Source organism: Cupriavidus basilensis, from assembly GCF_029335485.1.
Classification (GTDB): Bacteria; Pseudomonadota; Gammaproteobacteria; order Burkholderiales; family Burkholderiaceae; genus Cupriavidus; species Cupriavidus basilensis_E.
The window spans coordinates 1-17,066 of record NZ_JARJLM010000130.1; the positions used below are offsets into that span (position 1 = coordinate 1).

Below are 17,066 nucleotides of genomic sequence, written 5' to 3' on the forward strand. Positions count from 1 at the left end.
CACTGGCTACGGCTACGCCAGCAGCTTGTTGATGCGGCGCACGTAGGCCGACGGGTCCTCGAGCGTGCCGCCCTCGGACAGCAGGGCCTGGTCGAACAGCACATGCACGCGGTCGCCGAAGGCTTCGTCGGCGGGGCCCGCTTCCGCCAGCGCGCGCAGCTTCTGCACGAGCGCGTGGTCCGGGTTCAGTTCCAGGATGGGCTGGGCGTCCGGCGCCTTCTGGCCGGCCTGCTTCAGCAGGCGCTGCAGGTAGCCGCTCATGTCGCCTTCGTCGGAAACCAGGCAGGAGGCCGACTCGGTCAGGCGCAGCGTCACGCGCACGTCCTTGGCCTTGCCGTCCAGCACGGTCTTGGCGCGCTCCAGCACGTCCTTCCAGTCGCCTTCGGCCTTTTCCTGCTCGGCCTTTTCGTCGGCATCGGCCAGCGTGCCCAGCTCCAGGTCGCCGCGGGCCACCGAGACCAGTTCCTTGCCGTCGAACTCGCGCAGGAAGGACAGCATCCACTCGTCCACGCGGTCGGTCAGCAGCAGCACCTCGATGCCCTTCTTGCGGAACACTTCCAGGTGCGGGCTCGACTTGGCCGCGGCCCAGCTATCGGCCGTGACGTAGTAGATCTTGTCCTGGCCTTCCTTCATGCGGGCGACGTACGCGGCCAGCGCCACGCTCTGCTCGGCGTTGTCCTGGTGCGTGGAGGCGAAGCGCAGCAGCTTGGAGATACGCTCCAGGTTGCCGGCGTCCTCGCCCAGGCCTTCCTTGAGCGCCTGGCCGAACTGCTGCCAGAAGGTGGTGTACTTGGCGCGTTCGGCTTCGTCCTCGCTGTCGGCCAGCGTTTCCAGCATCGACAGCACGCGCTTGGTGCAGCCTTCGCGGATCGCCTTCACGTCGCGGCTTTCCTGCAGCAGTTCGCGCGAGACGTTGAGCGGCAGGTCGGCCGAATCCACCACCCCCTTGACGAAGCGCAGGTAGGACGGCAGCAGCTGCTCGGCTTCGTCCATGATGAAGACGCGCTTGACGTAGAGCTTGAGGCCGCCCTTGTGGTTGCGGTCCCACAGGTCGAACGGCGCGCGTGCCGGCACGTACAGCAGCTGGGTGTATTCGCTGCGGCCTTCGACGCGGTTGTGGGTGTAGGCCAGCGGCGCTTCGTTGTCGTGCGCGATGTGCTGGTAGAAGGCGGTGTACTGCTCTTCGGTGATATCCGACTTGGACCGCGTCCACAGGGCGCTCGCCTGGTTGACGCTTTCCCACTCGCCGGTGGCCTTGTAGGCGCTGGCCTCGGCATCCCACACCTCCTTGGGCATGCGGATCGGCAGCGAGATATGGTCGGAATACTTCTGGATGATGCCCTTGAGCTTCCAGGCGGAGAGGAAATCGTCCTCGCCTTCGCGCAGGTGCAGCGTGATGGTGGAACCGCGCTCGGCACGGTCGATGGCGTCCACGCTGAACTCGCCGTCGCCGGCGCTTTCCCAGCGCACGGCTTCGCTGGCGGGCAGGCCGGCGCGGCGGGTTTCCACGGTGACCTTGTCGGCCACGATGAAGGCCGAGTAGAAGCCCACGCCGAACTGGCCGATCAGGGCAGCGTCCTTCTGCTGGTCGCCGGAGAGCTGCTGGAAGAATTCCTTGGTGCCCGAGCGGGCGATGGTGCCGAGGTTGCGGATGGCCTCGTCGCGGCTCATGCCGATGCCGTTGTCGGTGATCTTCAGCGTGCGCGCCGCGGGATCGGCCTCGATGCGGATGGCCAGATCGGCGTCGTTCTCGAGCAGGGCCGGATTGGCAATCGCCTCGAAGCGAAGCTTGTCGGTGGCGTCGGAAGCATTCGAAACCAGCTCGCGCAGGAAAATTTCCTTGTTGCTGTACAGCGAGTGGATCATCAGGTGCAGCAATTGCTTCACTTCCGCCTGGAAGCTCATCGTCTCGTGCGGTGCGGTCATGGTTCTCCTCTTGGCAAACTTGGCTGACTTGGGAATCTTGGCAATGTGGCGGATCGGATACGGAAACGTCCGAAGAGGTTCCCGAATCCAGCCCGCACAGGGGCTTGGCGACACCGGGTGGCACCCCCGGTGCCGCCCGGTGTCAGGCCGATGTCCGGAAACATAGGGGCGGCTGCGCGCTTTTCAAGATCCGGCGCGCCGCCATCCCGGCTAGCGCCGCTCCAGCTGGCGCGCCAGGAAGGCCAGCATGCCGGGATCCTGGCTGCTGGCCACGTTGAAGCGCATCCAGCCGGAGGGCATCTGGGACGGTGAAAACAGGCTGCCGGGGGCGAACAGGTAGCCCTCCTCGTGGCCGGCGGTGGCGATGGCGTTGGTATCCCGCCCGGTGTCCGCCCACAGGTACATGCCGGCATGCTGGCCGGGAAACAGGGACAGGCCGAGCCGCTCGATGGTGCGCCGGGTCTCGTCGCGGGCGCGGTCGAGCCGGTTGCGCACCCGTTCCACGTGCTTGCGGTAGTGCCCTTCCGTCAGCACCTTATAAAGCACACGCTCGTTGATCTCGGGTGAGGCCAGGCCCGCCAGCAGCTTGCTGTCGGTCAGGGTGGCGGCCAGTTCCGGATGGGCCGCGATAAAGCCCACGCGCAGGTTGGCGGCAAGCGTCTTGGAAAAGCTGCCCAGGTAGATCACGCGGCGCAACTGGTCCAGGCTGGCCAGCCGGGTGGCGACGTGGCCGGGCGGGCACAGGTCGCAGTAGATGTCGTCCTCGACGATCAGCAGGTCGTACTGCTCGGCCAGCCGCAGCAGCTGGAAGGCCTTGGCGGCCGACAGCGAGGTGCCGGTCGGGTTGTGCAGCACGGAATTGATCACCATCAGGCGTGGCCGGCGCGCCTGCAGGATACGCTCCAGCGCCTCCAGGTCCGGGCCTTCGGCGGTATAGGGCATGCCGATCAGCTGCGCGCCCTGCGCGGCGAAGCGGCCGAACATGACGAACCAGGCCGGATCGCCCACCAGCACCGCGTCGCCCGGACGCAGGTAGAGCCGGGCAATCAGGTCGAGCGCCTGGGTGATGCCGGAGGTCAGCACGATCTGGTCGGGGGTGGCGCCGATCTCCAGCTCCGCCAGGCGGTTGCGCAACTGCTGGCGCAGCGGCAGGAAGCCCTGCGGCGTGCCGCTGGCCAGGAAATGGCTGCCCGGCTGGCGGCCCAGGCCGCGCAGCGCGCTGGCGATCAGTTCGCCATCGAGCCAGTCGTTGGGCAGGAAGCCCATGCCAGGCGACTTATAGGGCTCGGTCGAGTGGAACATGCTGCGCAGCAGCCAGGTCACGTCGATATTGCGCGCACCGTTGGCCACCGGCGCCACCGGCGTCACCTGCGGAGTCCGTTCGCGCACATAGAAGCCCGAGCCGCGGCGGGATTCCAGGTAGCCCAGCGCCACCAGCCGCTCGTAGGCCTCGACCACGGTGAAGCGGGAGATGCCCTTTTCCTGCGCGAGCTGGCGGATCGAGGGCATGCGCATGCCGGCACGGAACACCCGCTCGTCGATGCGCAGCCGCGCCCATTCGGTCAGCTGCTCCACCAGCGTCATCTGCGCCGAGGGCACCGGATCGGGCATGCGCTCGGTGGGCGGCGGCAGCACCAGGCGCAGGGAGCGCGCCTTTTCGGCGGCCGGCGTGACCGCCGCGGCTCCTTTATCCTCGAGGCCTGGCGCCATCGGATCCTTGCTGCTCATTGCCTTGCTCCCGCCACTGTACTGAGAATGTTCTGCATAACTGTATCGGTACTGTACCGACAACCTTGTCTACCATCAACACACAATGACAATCGCCCTCGACCATCTCGTGATCGCCGCCCCCACGCTTGCCGCGGGGGCGCAGCACGTCGCCGACGCACTTGGCGTGGCGCCCCAGCCAGGCGGTGCGCACCCGGGCATGGGCACGCACAATTGCCTGCTGGGCCTGTTCGGCGGGGCCTACCTGGAGGTGATCGCCATCGATCCAGAGGCGCCGCCCCCGGCCCGCCCGCGCTGGTTCGGCATGGACACCGAGGCAGTACAGGCGCGGCTGCGCCATGGCCCCTTCCTGCTGCACTGGGTCGCGCGGGTGGAGCGGCCGACCGACCTGTCCCTGTGGCAGGCGCAGTATCCCGGGCGCATCGCGCCGGTCATCCCGATGACCCGCGGCGACCTGCGCTGGCGTATCACCGTGCCCGAAGACGGCAGCCTGCCGGCATGGCCGGCTGACGACGTGGGTGGCGCGGCGATCCCGGGCGACGGCATCCTCCCCACGCTGATCCAGTGGGATGTAGCGACCCATCCTTCGTCCCGGCTGCCGAACCAGGGCCTGGCGCTGCGCTCGCTGCGGGCGCGCCATCCGCAGGCGGCCCGGCTTGCCGAAGCCATGCAATGGCTGGGCGGCGGCCCGTTCGTCCCGGAGGCGTCCACCCTCGCGGAACTGAGCGCGGAGATAGAAACGCCCGACGGCGTGCGCACGCTGCGCTGACCCAGGTGCGCCGTAGCGAGAGACCAGCACCAGACAACAACCACTGCCGCACAGGAGACCCGACCGATGTCCTCCACCCACAAACGCTTCGACGACGACGCCTATCTGGGCAACTGCACCGCCACCGTGGTGGCCGTGCACGCCGGCGGCATCGAGCTCGACCAGACCGTGTGCTACGCGCGCAGCGGCGGCCAGGCGGGCGATACCGGTACGCTCAAGCTCGCCAACGGCGCCACCATTGCCTTGCTGGAAACGGTGCACGCCCCGGATCGCAGCCATATCCTGCACGTGCCCGAGCCTGGCGCCGCGCTGCCGGAGCCTGGCGACATCGTCGCCGTCGCCATCGACTGGGAACGCCGCCACCGGCTGATGCGGCTGCACACCTGCCTGCACCTGCTGGGTTCGCTGATCCCGGTGCCGGTGACCGGCTGCGGCATCTCGCCCGACTCGGCACGCATCGACTTCGACCTGCCTGAATCCACGCTGGACAAAGCCGTGCTCACCGAGCGGCTCAACGCGCTGATCAGCGCCGACAGCCGCGTCGGCATCGAACGCATCACGCCCGAGGCGCTGGCGGCGCAGCCGGAGCTGGTGCGCACCGTGGGCGCGGCGCCGCCGGCCGGCAGCGGTGCCATCCGCATCATCGACATCCCCGGCGTGGACCGCCAGCCCTGCGGCGGCACCCATGTCGCGGCCACCGGCGAGATCGGTCGGGTGGTGGTAACCAAGATCGAGAAGAAGAGCCGTACCAACCGCCGCGTGGTCGTGCAGTTCGCAGCGTGACAAGGGCATGGCCACCATGCTCTTTGACCCTGCCCTGCTGACCGGGCTGTCGGCGGCCCAGTTCGTTGCACTGCTGTCGCTGATGACGGTGGGCTCGTTCACGCCCGGCCCCAACACCACCATCGCCGCCGTCACCGGCGCCAACTTCGGCCTGCGCGCCACCCTGCCCCATTGCGTGGGCGTGGCGTTCGGCTTCGCCAGCATCCTGGCGCTATGCGCGGCCGGCGTGGGTGCGCTGGTGCTGGCCAGCCCCACGCTGGCGCTGCTGGTGCACGTGGCCGGCGTGCTTTACCTGCTGTGGCTGGCGCTCAAGCTGGCGCGCAGCACCACGCTGTCCGACAAGCAGGTGCTGCGCCCGCTGTCGGCGTGGCAATCGGCGGTGCTGCAGTACGCCAATATCAAGGCCTGGATGCTGGCGCTGGCAACGGCCGCCTCGTACGTGGCCGGCGCCCAGTCGCCGTTGCACCGGGCCTTGCTGGTCTGCGCGGTGTTCGGCGTGTTCGGTTTTGTCAGCAACGGCGTGTACGGCGTGATCGGCGCCTCGCTGCGGCAATGGCTGCAGGTGGGCCATCGCATCCGCTGGTTCAACCGTGGCATGGGACTGGCGCTCGCGCTGACCGCGCTGTGGATCGCGCTCGCCGGGCGACCGGCCCTTCACTGACGACCGGCCATGACTGCCAGATCCGCACCCGTTGCGCACCGCGCCGCTGCTGCCCACGATAGCGGCCATGGCGGCGGCATGCTGCTCGGCTTTATCGGCGTGGCCGTGTTCAGCCAGACCTTGCCCTTCACCCGCATGGCGGTGGCGGAACTGGACGCGACCTTCGTCGCACTTGGCCGCGCCGTGGTGGCCGCGCTGCTGGCGCTGGCGCTGCTATGGCAGCGCGGCGCCTTCGCCGGCACGCGCCGGCCCCGCGGCGGCCAGTGGTGGCGCCTGGCGGTGACCGCCTGCGGCGTGGTGGTCGGCTTTCCACTGTTTTCCTCGCTGGCCATGCGCGAAGTGCCGGCCGGCCATGGCGCCATCATTACCGGCCTGCTGCCGCTGGCCACCGCGGTCTTTGCCGCCTGGTTCGGCCGCGAGCGGCCCTCGCCCGCGTTCTGGCTGTCGGCCGCCATCGGCAGCGCGCTGGTGATCGCCTTTGCCCTGTGGCAGGGCGCCGGCGGACTGCAGCATGCCGACTGGCTGCTGTTCGCGGCCATGGTGCTGGGCGCGCTGGGCTATGCCGAGGGCGGCAAGCTATCGCGCGAACTGGGCGGACTGGAAACGATCAGCTGGGCGCTGGTGGTGGCGCTGCCGCTGCTGCTGCCCGCGGTGGCATGGCTCGGCCTGCGGCACCTCGATCAAATCGCCGCCGCCTCGCCGCGCGCCTGGCTCGGCATGGGCTATGTGTCGGTGTTCTCGATGTTCATCGGCTTCCTGTTCTGGTACGGCGGGCTTGCAAAAGGCGGCGTGGCGCGCGTGGGCCAGATACAATTGCTGCAGCCGTTCCTCACGCTGGCGGGCGGCGCCCTGATGCTGGCCGAGCCGCTCGATGCCATCACCCTCGCTTTCGCGGTGGCGGTGATCGGCGTGGTGGCGCTGGGCCGCCGAACCGCCGTGCGCAGCGCGCCCGCGGGCTCCCTGCCCACGCCGGCCGTCGAAGAACCCCACCCCTTCCCCACGGGACGATCCCACTGACTGGAGACCCTATGTCCGTCTACGACACCCTTGCCCGCCTCGGCATCGAACTGCCCACCGCCGGCGCCCCGGCCGCCGCCTATGTGATGGCCGCGCAAACCGGCAACACCGTATTCCTTTCCGGCCACATCGCCCGCAAGGATGGCAAGCCGTGGGTGGGCAAGCTAGGCAAGGACCTCACCACGGAAGACGGCAAGGCCGCCGCACGCGCCATCGCCGTGGACCTGCTTGCCACGCTGCATGCCCACCTGGGCGGCGACCTGAACCGCGTCACCCGCATCGTCAAGGTGATGAGCCTGGTGAACTCCACGCAGGAGTTCACCGAGCAGCACCTGGTCACCAATGGTGCCTCGGAATTCCTGGCGGAAGTCTTTGGCGACACGGGCAAGCATGCCCGCAGCGCCTTCGGCGTGGCGCAGATCCCGCTGGGCGCCTGCGTCGAGATCGAGATGATCGTCGAAGTAAAGTAAGCAAGGCAAGCAAAGTGAAGTGAAGAAAGGGGGCAGGCATGCGCGCCGGACAGCGCGGCCCGCTCTCCGCCTCTGGCAAGCAAAAGCACCCACCCCACACATGCGCATCGACAACCTGCCTTTCGGCACCACCGACTGGTCCGATATCACCCCGACCCGCCACCCCGGCGACAGCGGGGAAGCCCTCTGGCGCACCCGCCAGTTCGGCGACATCCGCGTTCGCATGGTGGAGTATTCTGCCGGGTATCTCGCCGATCACTGGTGCACCAAGGGGCACATCCTCTTTGTGCTGGAAGGCGAGCTGCATACCGAGCTGGAAGACGGCCGGCACTTCGTGCTCCGCGCGGGCACGAGCTACCAGGTTGCCGACCACGCCGAACCGCACCGTTCGTCCACACCGACCGGCGCTCGGCTTTTTATCGTTGACTGAGTCGATGCCACTCGACTCCCACACCAAGAGAACATCATGAACTGGGCCATCTCCCGCCGGGCGCAACAGTTGACCAGCTCGGCCATCCGCGAAATCCTGAAAGTCACCGAGCGTCCGGAAGTCATTTCCTTCGCCGGTGGCCTGCCCTCCCCTGCCACCTTCCCGGTGGCGGCCATGGAACAGGCGGTGGCCCGGATCTTCGCCGGCAACCCGCAGGCGGCACTGCAATACGCCGCCACCGAAGGCTACCTGCCGCTGCGCGAATTCATCGCCAAGCGCCACAACGTCGGCGTGGAGCGCGTGCTGATCACCACCGGTTCGCAGCAGGCGCTGGACCTGATCGCCAAGGTGCTGATCGATCCGGGCAGCCCGATCCTGGTGGAAACGCCGAGCTACCTCGGCGCGCTGCAAGCCTTCTCGCTGTTCGAGCCGGAATTCGTCTCCGTGCCGGGCGACGACAAGAGCCTGCTGCCGGAAGCCCTCACCCCCGAGCTGACCGCCGGCGCGCGCTTCCTCTACGCCCTGCCGAACTTCCAGAACCCCACCGGCCGCCGCATGCCGCTGGAGCGCCGCCAGGCGCTGGTGGCGCGCGCGCGCGAACTGGGCGTGCTGCTGATCGAGGACGATCCCTACGGCGAACTGAGCTACCACGGCGACCAGTTGCCGAGCCTGCTGTCGATGAACCCCGACGGCGTGATCTACATGGGCTCGTTCTCCAAGATCCTCGCCCCCGGCCTGCGCCTGGGCTTCGTGATCGCGCCGCCCGACCTGCACTTCAAGCTGTGCCAGGCCAAGCAGGCTTCCGACCTGCACACCCCCAGCTTCACGCAGATCCTGGCGTACGAGGTGGTGCGCGACGGCTTGCTGGACACGCACATCCCGACCATCCGCGAGCTCTACGGCAAGCAATGCCAGGCCATGCTGGATTCGCTGGCCCGCCACATGCCCGAGGGCGTGACCTGGAACGCGCCGGAAGGCGGCATGTTCATCTGGATGGAGCTGCCCGAAGGACTGGACAGCATGGAGATCCTGCAGGAGGCGGTCAAGCGCAATGTGGCCTATGTGCCGGGCGCACCGTTCTACGCCAGCAACCCGCGCCGCAATGCGCTGCGGCTGGCCTTCGTCACGGTGTCGCCGGAGCGCATCGAGCAAGGCGTGACCATCCTCGGCGAAGTGTTCCGCGCAGCGATCGCCAAGCAAGCACCTCAAGCCAAGGCAGCCTGAGCAAGGCCGCCTGAGGCACTGCGCCAGCGGCGCAGATGCGCACCGGGCCGGCGGCCCGGTGCGCGGCACGGATACTTCTCCCTACCGGTTTCTCGGCGGCGGGCTTCATGGCAAGATAGCGGCCATCACACCCGTCAGCCCGGGCCGCGGCGCGGCCCAAGCCATAAGGAGAAGATCTTCGTGCTACGTATCTGGGGTCGGCTCTCGTCGATCAACGTACAGAAGGTAGTCTGGTGCGCGCGCGAGCTGCACCTGGACCACGAACGCATCGACATCGGCATTCGCGAGGGCGACCTCGATACCGAAGCCTATGTGCGGCTCAACCCGAATCGCAATATCCCGGTGATCGAGGATTTCCGCGGCACCGATGTCGGCGGCGAGCCCTTTGTGCTGTGGGAGTCGAATGCCATCGTGCGCTACCTTTGCGCGCATGACGGCGAGGACTCCCTGTGGCCCGGGAACGTCAAGGCGCGCGCGCTGGCGGACCGCTGGATGGACTGGCAGACCAATACCTTCAGTCCGGCCATGACCGACGCCTTCCGCCAGCTGGTGCGGCTGCCCGCCGGAGAACGCGACGCGGCCCTGATCGCCCAGTCCCTGGCGCGCACCGAACCGCTCGCAGCCCGGCTCGACGAAGCCCTGGCCAACCGCGAGTTCATCTGCGGCGACCGCTTCACCATGGCTGACATCCCGCTGGCCTGCGCGGCCCACCGCTGGCTTGGACTGCCGGTGACGCATCAGCCCCGAGCGCACCTGGAGCGCTGGGTTGCCGCCATGCGGGCCCGGCCTGCCGCAACGGGCATCCTGGTACTGCCGCTGACCTGACTGACGCACCGCCCTCTCCTCCTGTCCCCTGCCGTTGCGCGCACCACGCACTTCGGCAAGCCGCGCCGGCCCGATCATGCCGCCTTGCTGACCGCTTCCGCCACCGCGGAAGCGGCCAGCATACATTTGCGGATGGTGCAGTTTGGAGTACTCTGGCTAAAGGATTGCGAGTGCGCCAGCCTGCCCCCGTGCAAACCCTGATTCCTGAATCCGGCTCACGATCCCGGTGATCCGATTTTGGGCGGCGCGGCGGGAACCCATCCTTAGAATCGCGAAGTTTGCCGGGCGTGCGGCTGGCACGGCACGCCAGGACAAGGAAAAAAACGGCAGGCCGGGCAAACAGAAAACAATCCTGCCGCCCAACCCGAGGAGGATTCAATCGTGTGGAGTCAAGTCTATGACCCGCTAGGCAGCATGGCGCTATCCACGCTGGCTGCCGGGGTTCCTGTCGCCGTGCTGCTGGCCGCGCTGGCGTTCTTCCATCTGCAGGCCCACCTCGCGGCCGGGCTGGCGCTGGTGGTCGGCGTGGTCATCGCCTCCGCCGTGTTCGGCATGCCTGCCGAGATGGCGGGCAAGGCTGCCGGCCTGGGCATCGTGTCGGGCTTGTTCCCGATCGGCTGGATCGTCCTGAACATCATCTTCCTGCACCGGCTGACCACCATCAACGGCTCCTTCAAAGTGCTGCAGAACTCGATCTCCGGCATCACCGAGGACCGCCGCCTGCAGCTGCTGCTGGTGGCCTTCAGCTTCGGCGCCTTCTTCGAGGGTGCGGCCGGCTTCGGCACGCCGGTGGCGGTGACCGGCGCCATCCTGATCGGCCTGGGCTTCTCGCCGCTGGCCGCCTCGGGCCTGGCGCTGATCGCCAATACCGCGCCGGTGGCCTACGGCGCGCTGGGCGCGCCGCTGATCGGGCTGGCTTCGGTCACCGGCCTGGACCTGCTGCAGCTCTCGGCCATGGTCGGCCGCCAGCTGCCGTTCTTCTCGGTGCTGGTGCCCTTCTGGCTGATCTGGGCGTTCGCGGGCTTCCGCGGCATGCTGGCGATCTGGCCGGCGATCCTGGTGGCCGGCGTCACCTTTGCCGTGCCGCAGTTCCTGGTGTCGAACTACCATGGCCCCTGGCTGGTGGACGTGATCGCCGCGCTGGTCTCGATGGGTTCGCTGGCGATGTTCCTCAAGGTCTGGAAGCCCAGGGAAATCTGGACCTCCACCAAGATCCTGGGCCGCAAGGACGACTCCAAGGTCGACGACCCCGAAGCCGTGGCCGCCGAAGCGCGCGCCAGCACGGCTTCCGCCAGCATCTCCGTGGTCAAGGCCTGGATGCCGTGGGTGATCCTGACGGTGTTCGTCTTCGTCTGGGGCATCCCGGAATTCAAGAAACTGATGGACGGCCTGTGGCAATGGAAGTTCGCCATTCCCGGCCTCGACAAAGCCGTGCTCAAGGTGCCGCCGGTGGTGCCCAAGCCCATCGCCGAAGGCGCCGTATTCAGCTTCAACGTGCTGTCCATGGCGGGCACCGGCATTCTCGTCTCGGCCTTGCTGGGCGGCTTGCTGATGGGCTATTCGGTACCCCGCCTGATCAAGGAATACTGGGAGACCATCAAGCTGGTCAAGTACTCGCTGCTGACCATCTGCGCCATGTTCGGCATCGGCTACCTGACCCGCTTCTCTGGCCTGGACGCCACCATGGGACTGGCCTTTGCCCACACCGGCGTGCTCTACCCGCTGTTCGGCACCATGCTGGGCTGGCTGGGCGTGGCGCTGACCGGCTCCGACACCGCCTCCAACGTGCTGTTCGGCGGCCTGCAGAAAACCACCGCCGAGCAACTCGGGCTGTCGCCCATCCTGATGGCCTCGGCCAACAGTTCCGGCGGCGTGATGGGCAAGATGATCGACGCGCAGTCCATCGTCGTGGCCTCCACCGCCACCAAGTGGTACGGCCACGAGGGCGATATCCTGCGCTACGTGTTCTTCCATTCGATCGCACTGGCGGTGCTGGTGGGACTGTTCATCACGCTGCAGGCGTATGTGCATCCGTTCACGCGGATGGTGATTCACTGAGCGGCCGCGTCGGGCTGCCATGATGAAAATGGCCCCGCCCTTTGGGGGGCGGGGCCAGAGCGCTGGCAGTAGCGGCGGCGATAGCCCGGTGCTCAGCCCTCAAACCAGTTCGCCAGCCGCAAGCCGTCCAGCCCGGCGAAATCCCTGGTATTGCGCGTCACCAACGTCAGGCCGTGCGCCATTGCAACGGATGCGATCTGCCCATCCACGAAGGGCAAGGTGAACCCGGCCCGCTCGCGCGAACTGCGCAGATCGGCATGGATCCGCGCCGCAGCGTTGTCATAAGGCGAGACAAGCAAGGTGCTGACAACGTCCTGTACAAAACGGCCGACCGCGTCCTTGCGCCGGCCTTCTGGCATACGCAGCCAGCCATAACGAAGCTCGTGCCAGACCGGTGCCGGGATGGCCAGTTCGCCGTCAAATCGAGACAGGTTCGCCATGACCCCGGCATCCGGCCGTGGCCGCATCGCCTCGGAAACGATGTTGGTGTCCAGCAACCAGCTTGCGGCGTTCACCATGTGAAGTCGCGTCCCTCGCCGCCTTGACGCAAACCCTCAAATGGGCCGACTTCATCCTCAAGTTGCACATGATCCTTACGCCATTCCGTCAAGCGCGCGAGGAAGCCGGATGAGGATCCGGCAAGCTGCCGGTATTGCGCCCAAGACATCAACACCGCCGCGGCCTGTCCGCGCCGGGAGATAAGGAGGGGCTCCTGCTCCCGCTCAACGTCGCGTAGCGCATCTGCCAGATGCGCTCTTGCCTCTGAGAATGGAATAGTCTGCATAGCGATGCTCCCCGCCCGACATGTACATTTCAATTGTACAACACGCCGTCACTGACGGACCAATGCGTGATTGGCCGGCAGGACACTCACGCCATCAACCGGTACGCCAGCCGTGCCGCGGCCCGTGCGCCGCAGGCGTCGCGGTCATAGAGCGGGTTGAACTCGGCCAGGTCCGCCACGCGCAGCTTGCCGCTGGCGCGCACCAGTGCGACCACCTCCTCCACGACCGGGAGCGGCACGCCGTAAGCGGCCGGGGCCGATACCGCCGGCATCACGGCCGCCGGCAGCACGTCGAGGTCGATGGTGAGGTAGACATGGTCAACCGCGTCCATCAGGCCCTGCAGCTCGGCAAGCCGCGCGCCAAGGTGCCGCTCCTGCATCTGCACGTCCTCGACGTAGTGCACGCCAAGCGCATCCGCATGCGCGAACAGCGCGGCGGTATTGCCCAGGCGGCTCACGCCCAGGCAGGCGTACTCGAAGCGCTGGCCGCGCTCGCGGCATGCCTGCGCGATCTGGTCGAACGGCGTGCCCGAACTGCCGGGACGGCCGGTGCGCAGGTCGAAGTGCGCATCGAGGTTGATCACCAGCACGCGGCCATGGTCGCCGCGCGCATCGAGGTGCGCGCGCAAGCCTTGCCAGGTGCCCCAGGCGATCTCGTGGCCACCGCCCAGCACCAGCGGGGCAGCGCCCCGCGCCAGCTCTGCCGCGACCGCCTGTGCCAGCGCTTGCTGCGCCGCTTCGAGGTCGCCATCGACGCAGGTAACGTCACCTGCGTCGTGGAAGGCGCCCAGCCCGTGGGCGGGAATGCCGGCCAGCGCGCGGCGGATTTCGCGCGGGCCGCCGGCGGCGCCGGCGCGGCCCTGGTTGCGCCGCACGCCGGCGTCGCAGCAAAAACCGATCAGCACGGGCGCGCCGGGTACGCGTTCGCCGCCGCCGGTGCGCACCACGTCGAACAGCCGGCGCGTGTCGCCAGTCTCGTTGCTATCGGTGCGGCCACGCCAGACGGTGCTGGCCGCCGCCTCATGCCCCATGGGTAGCGGGTCCATCGCACTCATGACAGTCGGCGCCCCAGCGTTTCCGGCACCATCGCCAGTCCGAGCAGCGAAACCAGGCCGCAGCCGATCACGTAGAACGCAGGCGCATTCGGATTGGCCGTGAGATGGATCAGCTCGGTCGAGAAGAACTGCGCGAAGCCGCCGAAGATGGCAATCGCCACGCAATAGGCGATCGACAGGCCGGTGGCGCGCAGGCGCTGCGGCAGCACTTCGCTGACCAGCACCATCGAGGCCGGCGAGGTCATCGACATCGGCACCGACAGGCAGCCCACCACCAGCAGCAGGCGCGTCAGGCTAGGCTCGGCGTTGATCAGCACGAAGGCCGGATAGATTATCAGCAGCAGGGCCACGCGCGACCACAGCACCACCGGGCGGCGGCCAACGCGGTCGCTCAGCCAGCCGGCGAACGGCGACAGCACCACTTGCACGGCGGCTGCCACGCAGGCTGCCCAGATGCCCAGCGACAACGGCATATGCAGTTGGCTGACCGCGTAGTTGCTCAGGTAGTACACCACGATGTAGGTCGACGAAGCCACGCCGATCATCAGCAGGATGCTGGCCACCAGCGCGCGCCCGTGCTCACGCAGCAACTGCAGCGTGGAGCCGCGCTCCGACTCGCCCGCGGCCGGCGCGGTTTCTTCCAGGCGGCGGCGAATCACCAGGCCCACCGGAATCACCAGGATGCCAATCACGAAGGCCAGGCGCCAGCCCCATGCTTCCAGCGCCGCCTGTTCCAGCACATTGCTGAGCAACAGGCCAACCAGCGCGCCGAAGAGCGCAGCCAGGCCCTGGCTGAACGGTTGCCAGCTCGTATAGAAGCCACGCGAGCGGTCGTCGGCATATTCCAGCAGCAGTGCCGTGGAAGCGCCCATCTCGCCGCCGATGGCGAAACCCTGCACCAGGCGTGCAAGCAGGATCATGATCGGCGCCAGCATGCCGATCTGAGCATAGGTCGGCGTCACCACGAAGATCACCGAGCTCAGGCCCATCAGCCAGAGCGTCAGCGCCACCGCCGGCTTGCGCCCGACGCGGTCGGCATACATGCCGATCAGCAGGCCGCCCAGCGGACGCATCAGGAAGCCGACGCCGAAGGTAGCGAAGGACAGCAGCAGTTGCCCGGTGGGATCGGATACCGGGAAATACAGGCGGCCGATCAGCGTGGCGAAGAAGGAGTAGACCACGAAGTCATAGAACTCCAGGCCGTTGCCGACGGTGATGGCGGCGATGGCCTTGAACTTCGACAGGGGTGCGGGGGCAGCCCCGCTGCCGGTCGCTGCGGCGGGTACGGTGGTGTTGACGGACACGATTGAGTCTCCCTGGCTTGAAATCCCCGCCTCCTGCTCGGAGGCGGATTTGTGGGGCGCGCGCGGCGGCGCGCCAACCGTTCAGCGGCCCAGCATCGGCAGGTTCAGGCCCTGCTCTCGTGCGCAGTCGATGGCGATGTCGTAGCCGGCATCGGCATGGCGCATCACGCCGGTGGCCGGATCGTTATGCAGCACACGGGCGATGCGGGCCGCGGCTTCATCCGTGCCGTCGCACACGATCACCACGCCGGAATGCTGCGAGAAGCCCATGCCCACGCCGCCGCCGTGGTGCAGCGAGACCCAGGTCGCGCCGCTGGCGGTATTGAGCAGCGCGTTGAGCAGCGGCCAGTCGGACACCGCATCGGAGCCGTCCTGCATGCTTTCGGTTTCACGGTTGGGGCTGGCCACCGAGCCGGAGTCGAGGTGATCGCGGCCGATCACCACCGGCGCCGACAGCTCGCCGCTGCGCACCATCTCGTTGAAAGCCAGGCCGAGCTTGGCGCGCAGGCCCAGGCCCACCCAGCAGATGCGCGCCGGCAGACCCTGGAAGCTGATGCGCTCGCGCGCCATGTCCAGCCAGCGGTGCAGGTGCGCGTCATCGGGGATCAGTTCCTTGACCTTGGCGTCGGTCTTGTAGATATCCTGCGGATCGCCCGACAGCGCGGCCCAGCGGAACGGGCCGATGCCGCGGCAGAACAGCGGGCGGATATAGGCCGGCACGAAGCCGGGGAAGTCGAAGGCATTGGCCACGCCCTCTTCCTTGGCCATCTGGCGGATGTTGTTGCCGTAGTCGAAGGTGGGCACGCCCATCTTCTGGAAGTCCAGCATTGCCTTCACGTGCAGCGCCATCGACTGCTTGGCGGCCTTGACCACCGCGGCCGGATCGGTCTGCGCGCGGTCGCGGTACTGGCCCCAGGTCCAGCCTGCCGGCAGGTAGCCGTTGAGCGGATCGTGCGCGCTGGTCTGGTCGGTGACCATGTCCGGGCGCACGCCGCGGCGCACCAGTTCGGGCAGCACTTCGGCGGCGTTGGCGCACAGTGCGATGGAAACGGCGCGGCCTTCGGCCGTGTACTTTGCGATGCGGGCCAGCGCGTCGTCGAGATCCGTGGCCTGCTCGTCGACATAGCGCGTGCGCAGGCGGAAATCGATGCTGGCCTGCTGGCATTCGATGTTGAGCGAGCAGGCGCCGGCCAGCGTGGCGGCCAGCGGCTGCGCGCCGCCCATGCCGCCCAGGCCCGCGGTCAGCACCCAGCGGCCCTTCAGGCTGCCGTTGTAGTGCTGGCGGCCCGCTTCCACAAAGGTCTCGTAGGTGCCCTGCACGATGCCCTGGCTGCCGATATAGATCCAGCTGCCGGCGGTCATCTGGCCGTACATGGCCAGGCCCTTGGCATCCAGTTCGTTGAAATGCTCCCAGGTGGCCCAGTGCGGCACCAGGTTGGAATTGGCGATCAGCACGCGCGGGGCGTTGCTGTGGGTCTTGAACACGCCGACCGGCTTGCCGGACTGCACCAGCAGGGTCTCGTCGTCGTTCAGGGTCTTGAGGGTTTCGACGATCTTGTCGTAGCACTCCCAGTTGCGCGCGGCACGGCCGATGCCGCCGTACACCACCAGCTCCTTGGGGTTCTCCGCCACTTCCGGGTCGAGGTTGTTCATCAACATGCGCAGCGGCGCTTCGGTTTGCCAGCTCTTGGCATTCAGCTGGCTGCCGCGCGGGGCGCGGATTTCTACATCGCGAAAGCGGTGGGTATTGCTCACGGCAACTCCTTCGGTAAATGCAGCCGGATCGGATCCGGTCTGTTCATCTGTCATAGGTATGTATAGTGTTGTATAGACAAGTTCAGAGAAATTGGGGTATTCCCGGAGGCTGTCTCCTGCCGCCCAGGAAAAGTGCAGTAAAAGTTGTCTGGCGACGGTTGGCGATGCGCTCAGGGACAGCGGCACGGCCATCGCCCGCTGCGGGATCGCGTTGCGCGCGCTGACCGGGCACTGGGCCACGCATTCCCCATCCCCGTATGCCGGCGCGGATCTCGCC

General features: G+C 67.6%; 16 protein-coding genes. 9 read left to right on the top strand and 7 right to left on the bottom strand.

Features of this window, described 5'->3' with window-relative positions:
• Window positions 1–12: 12 nt before the first annotated feature.
• Both htpG and P3W85_RS07370 read right to left on the bottom strand, forming a co-directional pair.
• On the bottom strand, window positions 13–1,926 hold the full coding sequence (gene htpG, locus P3W85_RS07365) for a molecular chaperone HtpG (RefSeq protein WP_017229804.1): 1,914 nt from the start codon (window positions 1,924–1,926) through the stop codon (window positions 13–15).
• A gap of 210 nt (window positions 1,927–2,136) precedes the next feature.
• The gene (locus tag P3W85_RS07370; RefSeq protein WP_276264327.1) at window positions 2,137–3,636 is read right to left on the bottom strand and encodes a PLP-dependent aminotransferase family protein; all 1,500 of its coding nucleotides are present in this window, start codon (window positions 3,634–3,636) and stop codon (window positions 2,137–2,139) included.
• 103 nt (window positions 3,637–3,739) lie between these two features.
• Here P3W85_RS07370 and P3W85_RS07375 point away from each other — a divergent pair, with 103 nt between their 5' ends.
• The 9 genes from P3W85_RS07375 (at window position 3,740) to P3W85_RS07415 (ending at window position 11,891) form a co-directional block, all read left to right on the top strand.
• Window positions 3,740–4,423: a VOC family protein gene (locus tag P3W85_RS07375; protein ID WP_276264300.1), complete on the top strand. Its 684-nt coding sequence runs from the start codon at window positions 3,740–3,742 to the stop codon at window positions 4,421–4,423.
• Between the two features lie 66 nt (window positions 4,424–4,489).
• A complete protein-coding gene (locus P3W85_RS07380) occupies window positions 4,490–5,206 on the top strand; it encodes an alanyl-tRNA editing protein (protein ID WP_276264301.1) in 717 nt (238 codons plus the stop codon).
• 16 nt (window positions 5,207–5,222) lie between these two features.
• The gene (locus tag P3W85_RS07385) at window positions 5,223–5,867 is read left to right on the top strand and encodes a LysE family translocator (RefSeq protein WP_276264328.1); all 645 of its coding nucleotides are present in this window, start codon (window positions 5,223–5,225) and stop codon (window positions 5,865–5,867) included.
• 9 nt (window positions 5,868–5,876) lie between these two features.
• On the top strand, window positions 5,877–6,884 hold the full coding sequence (locus P3W85_RS07390; RefSeq protein ID WP_276264302.1) for a DMT family transporter: 1,008 nt from the start codon (window positions 5,877–5,879) through the stop codon (window positions 6,882–6,884).
• A gap of 11 nt (window positions 6,885–6,895) precedes the next feature.
• Window positions 6,896–7,354, top strand: coding sequence for a RidA family protein (locus P3W85_RS07395; RefSeq protein ID WP_017230627.1), 459 nt, complete (start codon window positions 6,896–6,898; stop codon window positions 7,352–7,354).
• A gap of 100 nt (window positions 7,355–7,454) precedes the next feature.
• Complete coding sequence (locus P3W85_RS07400; RefSeq protein WP_017230626.1) at window positions 7,455–7,784, top strand: DHCW motif cupin fold protein; 330 nt, start codon at window positions 7,455–7,457, stop codon at window positions 7,782–7,784.
• 36 nt (window positions 7,785–7,820) lie between these two features.
• Window positions 7,821–9,008 carry a PLP-dependent aminotransferase family protein gene (locus P3W85_RS07405; RefSeq protein WP_017230625.1) on the top strand — a complete coding sequence of 396 codons (1,188 nt, stop codon included), beginning with the start codon at window positions 7,821–7,823 and terminating at the stop codon, window positions 9,006–9,008.
• A gap of 180 nt (window positions 9,009–9,188) precedes the next feature.
• A complete protein-coding gene (locus P3W85_RS07410; protein WP_276264303.1) occupies window positions 9,189–9,833 on the top strand; it encodes a glutathione S-transferase family protein in 645 nt (214 codons plus the stop codon).
• A 381-nt stretch (window positions 9,834–10,214) separates the two neighbouring features.
• Complete coding sequence (locus tag P3W85_RS07415) at window positions 10,215–11,891, top strand: L-lactate permease (protein WP_276264304.1); 1,677 nt, start codon at window positions 10,215–10,217, stop codon at window positions 11,889–11,891.
• A gap of 92 nt (window positions 11,892–11,983) precedes the next feature.
• On the opposite strand, the gene P3W85_RS07420 is transcribed toward P3W85_RS07415, so the two are convergent.
• The 5 genes from P3W85_RS07420 to hutU all read right to left on the bottom strand — a co-directional run bounded on the left by P3W85_RS07420 (window position 11,984) and on the right by hutU (window position 16,789).
• Window positions 11,984–12,409, bottom strand: coding sequence for a type II toxin-antitoxin system VapC family toxin (locus tag P3W85_RS07420; RefSeq protein ID WP_276264305.1), 426 nt, complete (start codon window positions 12,407–12,409; stop codon window positions 11,984–11,986).
• Window positions 12,403–12,675: a type II toxin-antitoxin system Phd/YefM family antitoxin gene (locus P3W85_RS07425; protein ID WP_017230621.1), complete on the bottom strand. Its 273-nt coding sequence runs from the start codon at window positions 12,673–12,675 to the stop codon at window positions 12,403–12,405. The genes P3W85_RS07420 and P3W85_RS07425 overlap by 7 nt, the downstream gene beginning before the upstream one ends.
• Window positions 12,676–12,761: 86 nt before the next feature.
• A complete protein-coding gene (hutG, locus tag P3W85_RS07430; RefSeq protein WP_276264306.1) occupies window positions 12,762–13,730 on the bottom strand; it encodes a formimidoylglutamase in 969 nt (322 codons plus the stop codon).
• Window positions 13,727–15,034: an MFS transporter gene (locus P3W85_RS07435; RefSeq protein ID WP_017224405.1), complete on the bottom strand. Its 1,308-nt coding sequence runs from the start codon at window positions 15,032–15,034 to the stop codon at window positions 13,727–13,729. Before P3W85_RS07435 ends, hutG begins: the two co-directional genes overlap by 4 nt.
• Before the next feature lie 81 nt (window positions 15,035–15,115).
• On the bottom strand, window positions 15,116–16,789 hold the full coding sequence (hutU, locus tag P3W85_RS07440; RefSeq protein ID WP_276264307.1) for a urocanate hydratase: 1,674 nt from the start codon (window positions 16,787–16,789) through the stop codon (window positions 15,116–15,118).
• Window positions 16,790–17,066: the final 277 nt, after the last annotated feature.

Bases quoted from the DNA above. Each gene is read 5' to 3' on its own strand.
- htpG (WP_017229804.1), bottom strand. From the start codon at position 1,926: ATGACCGCACCGCACGAGACGATGAGCTTCCAGGCGGAAGTGAAGCAA.
- P3W85_RS07370 (WP_276264327.1), bottom strand. From the start codon at position 3,636: ATGGCGCCAGGCCTCGAGGATAAAGGAGCCGCGGCGGTCACGCCGGCC.
- P3W85_RS07375 (WP_276264300.1), top strand. From the start codon at position 3,740: ATGACAATCGCCCTCGACCATCTCGTGATCGCCGCCCCCACGCTTGCC.
- P3W85_RS07380 (WP_276264301.1), top strand. From the start codon at position 4,490: ATGTCCTCCACCCACAAACGCTTCGACGACGACGCCTATCTGGGCAAC.
- P3W85_RS07385 (WP_276264328.1), top strand. From the start codon at position 5,223: ATGCTCTTTGACCCTGCCCTGCTGACCGGGCTGTCGGCGGCCCAGTTC.
- P3W85_RS07390 (WP_276264302.1), top strand. From the start codon at position 5,877: ATGACTGCCAGATCCGCACCCGTTGCGCACCGCGCCGCTGCTGCCCAC.
- P3W85_RS07395 (WP_017230627.1), top strand. From the start codon at position 6,896: ATGTCCGTCTACGACACCCTTGCCCGCCTCGGCATCGAACTGCCCACC.
- P3W85_RS07400 (WP_017230626.1), top strand. From the start codon at position 7,455: ATGCGCATCGACAACCTGCCTTTCGGCACCACCGACTGGTCCGATATC.
- P3W85_RS07405 (WP_017230625.1), top strand. From the start codon at position 7,821: ATGAACTGGGCCATCTCCCGCCGGGCGCAACAGTTGACCAGCTCGGCC.
- P3W85_RS07420 (WP_276264305.1), bottom strand. From the start codon at position 12,409: ATGGTGAACGCCGCAAGCTGGTTGCTGGACACCAACATCGTTTCCGAG.
- P3W85_RS07425 (WP_017230621.1), bottom strand. From the start codon at position 12,675: ATGCAGACTATTCCATTCTCAGAGGCAAGAGCGCATCTGGCAGATGCG.
- hutG (WP_276264306.1), bottom strand. From the start codon at position 13,730: ATGAGTGCGATGGACCCGCTACCCATGGGGCATGAGGCGGCGGCCAGC.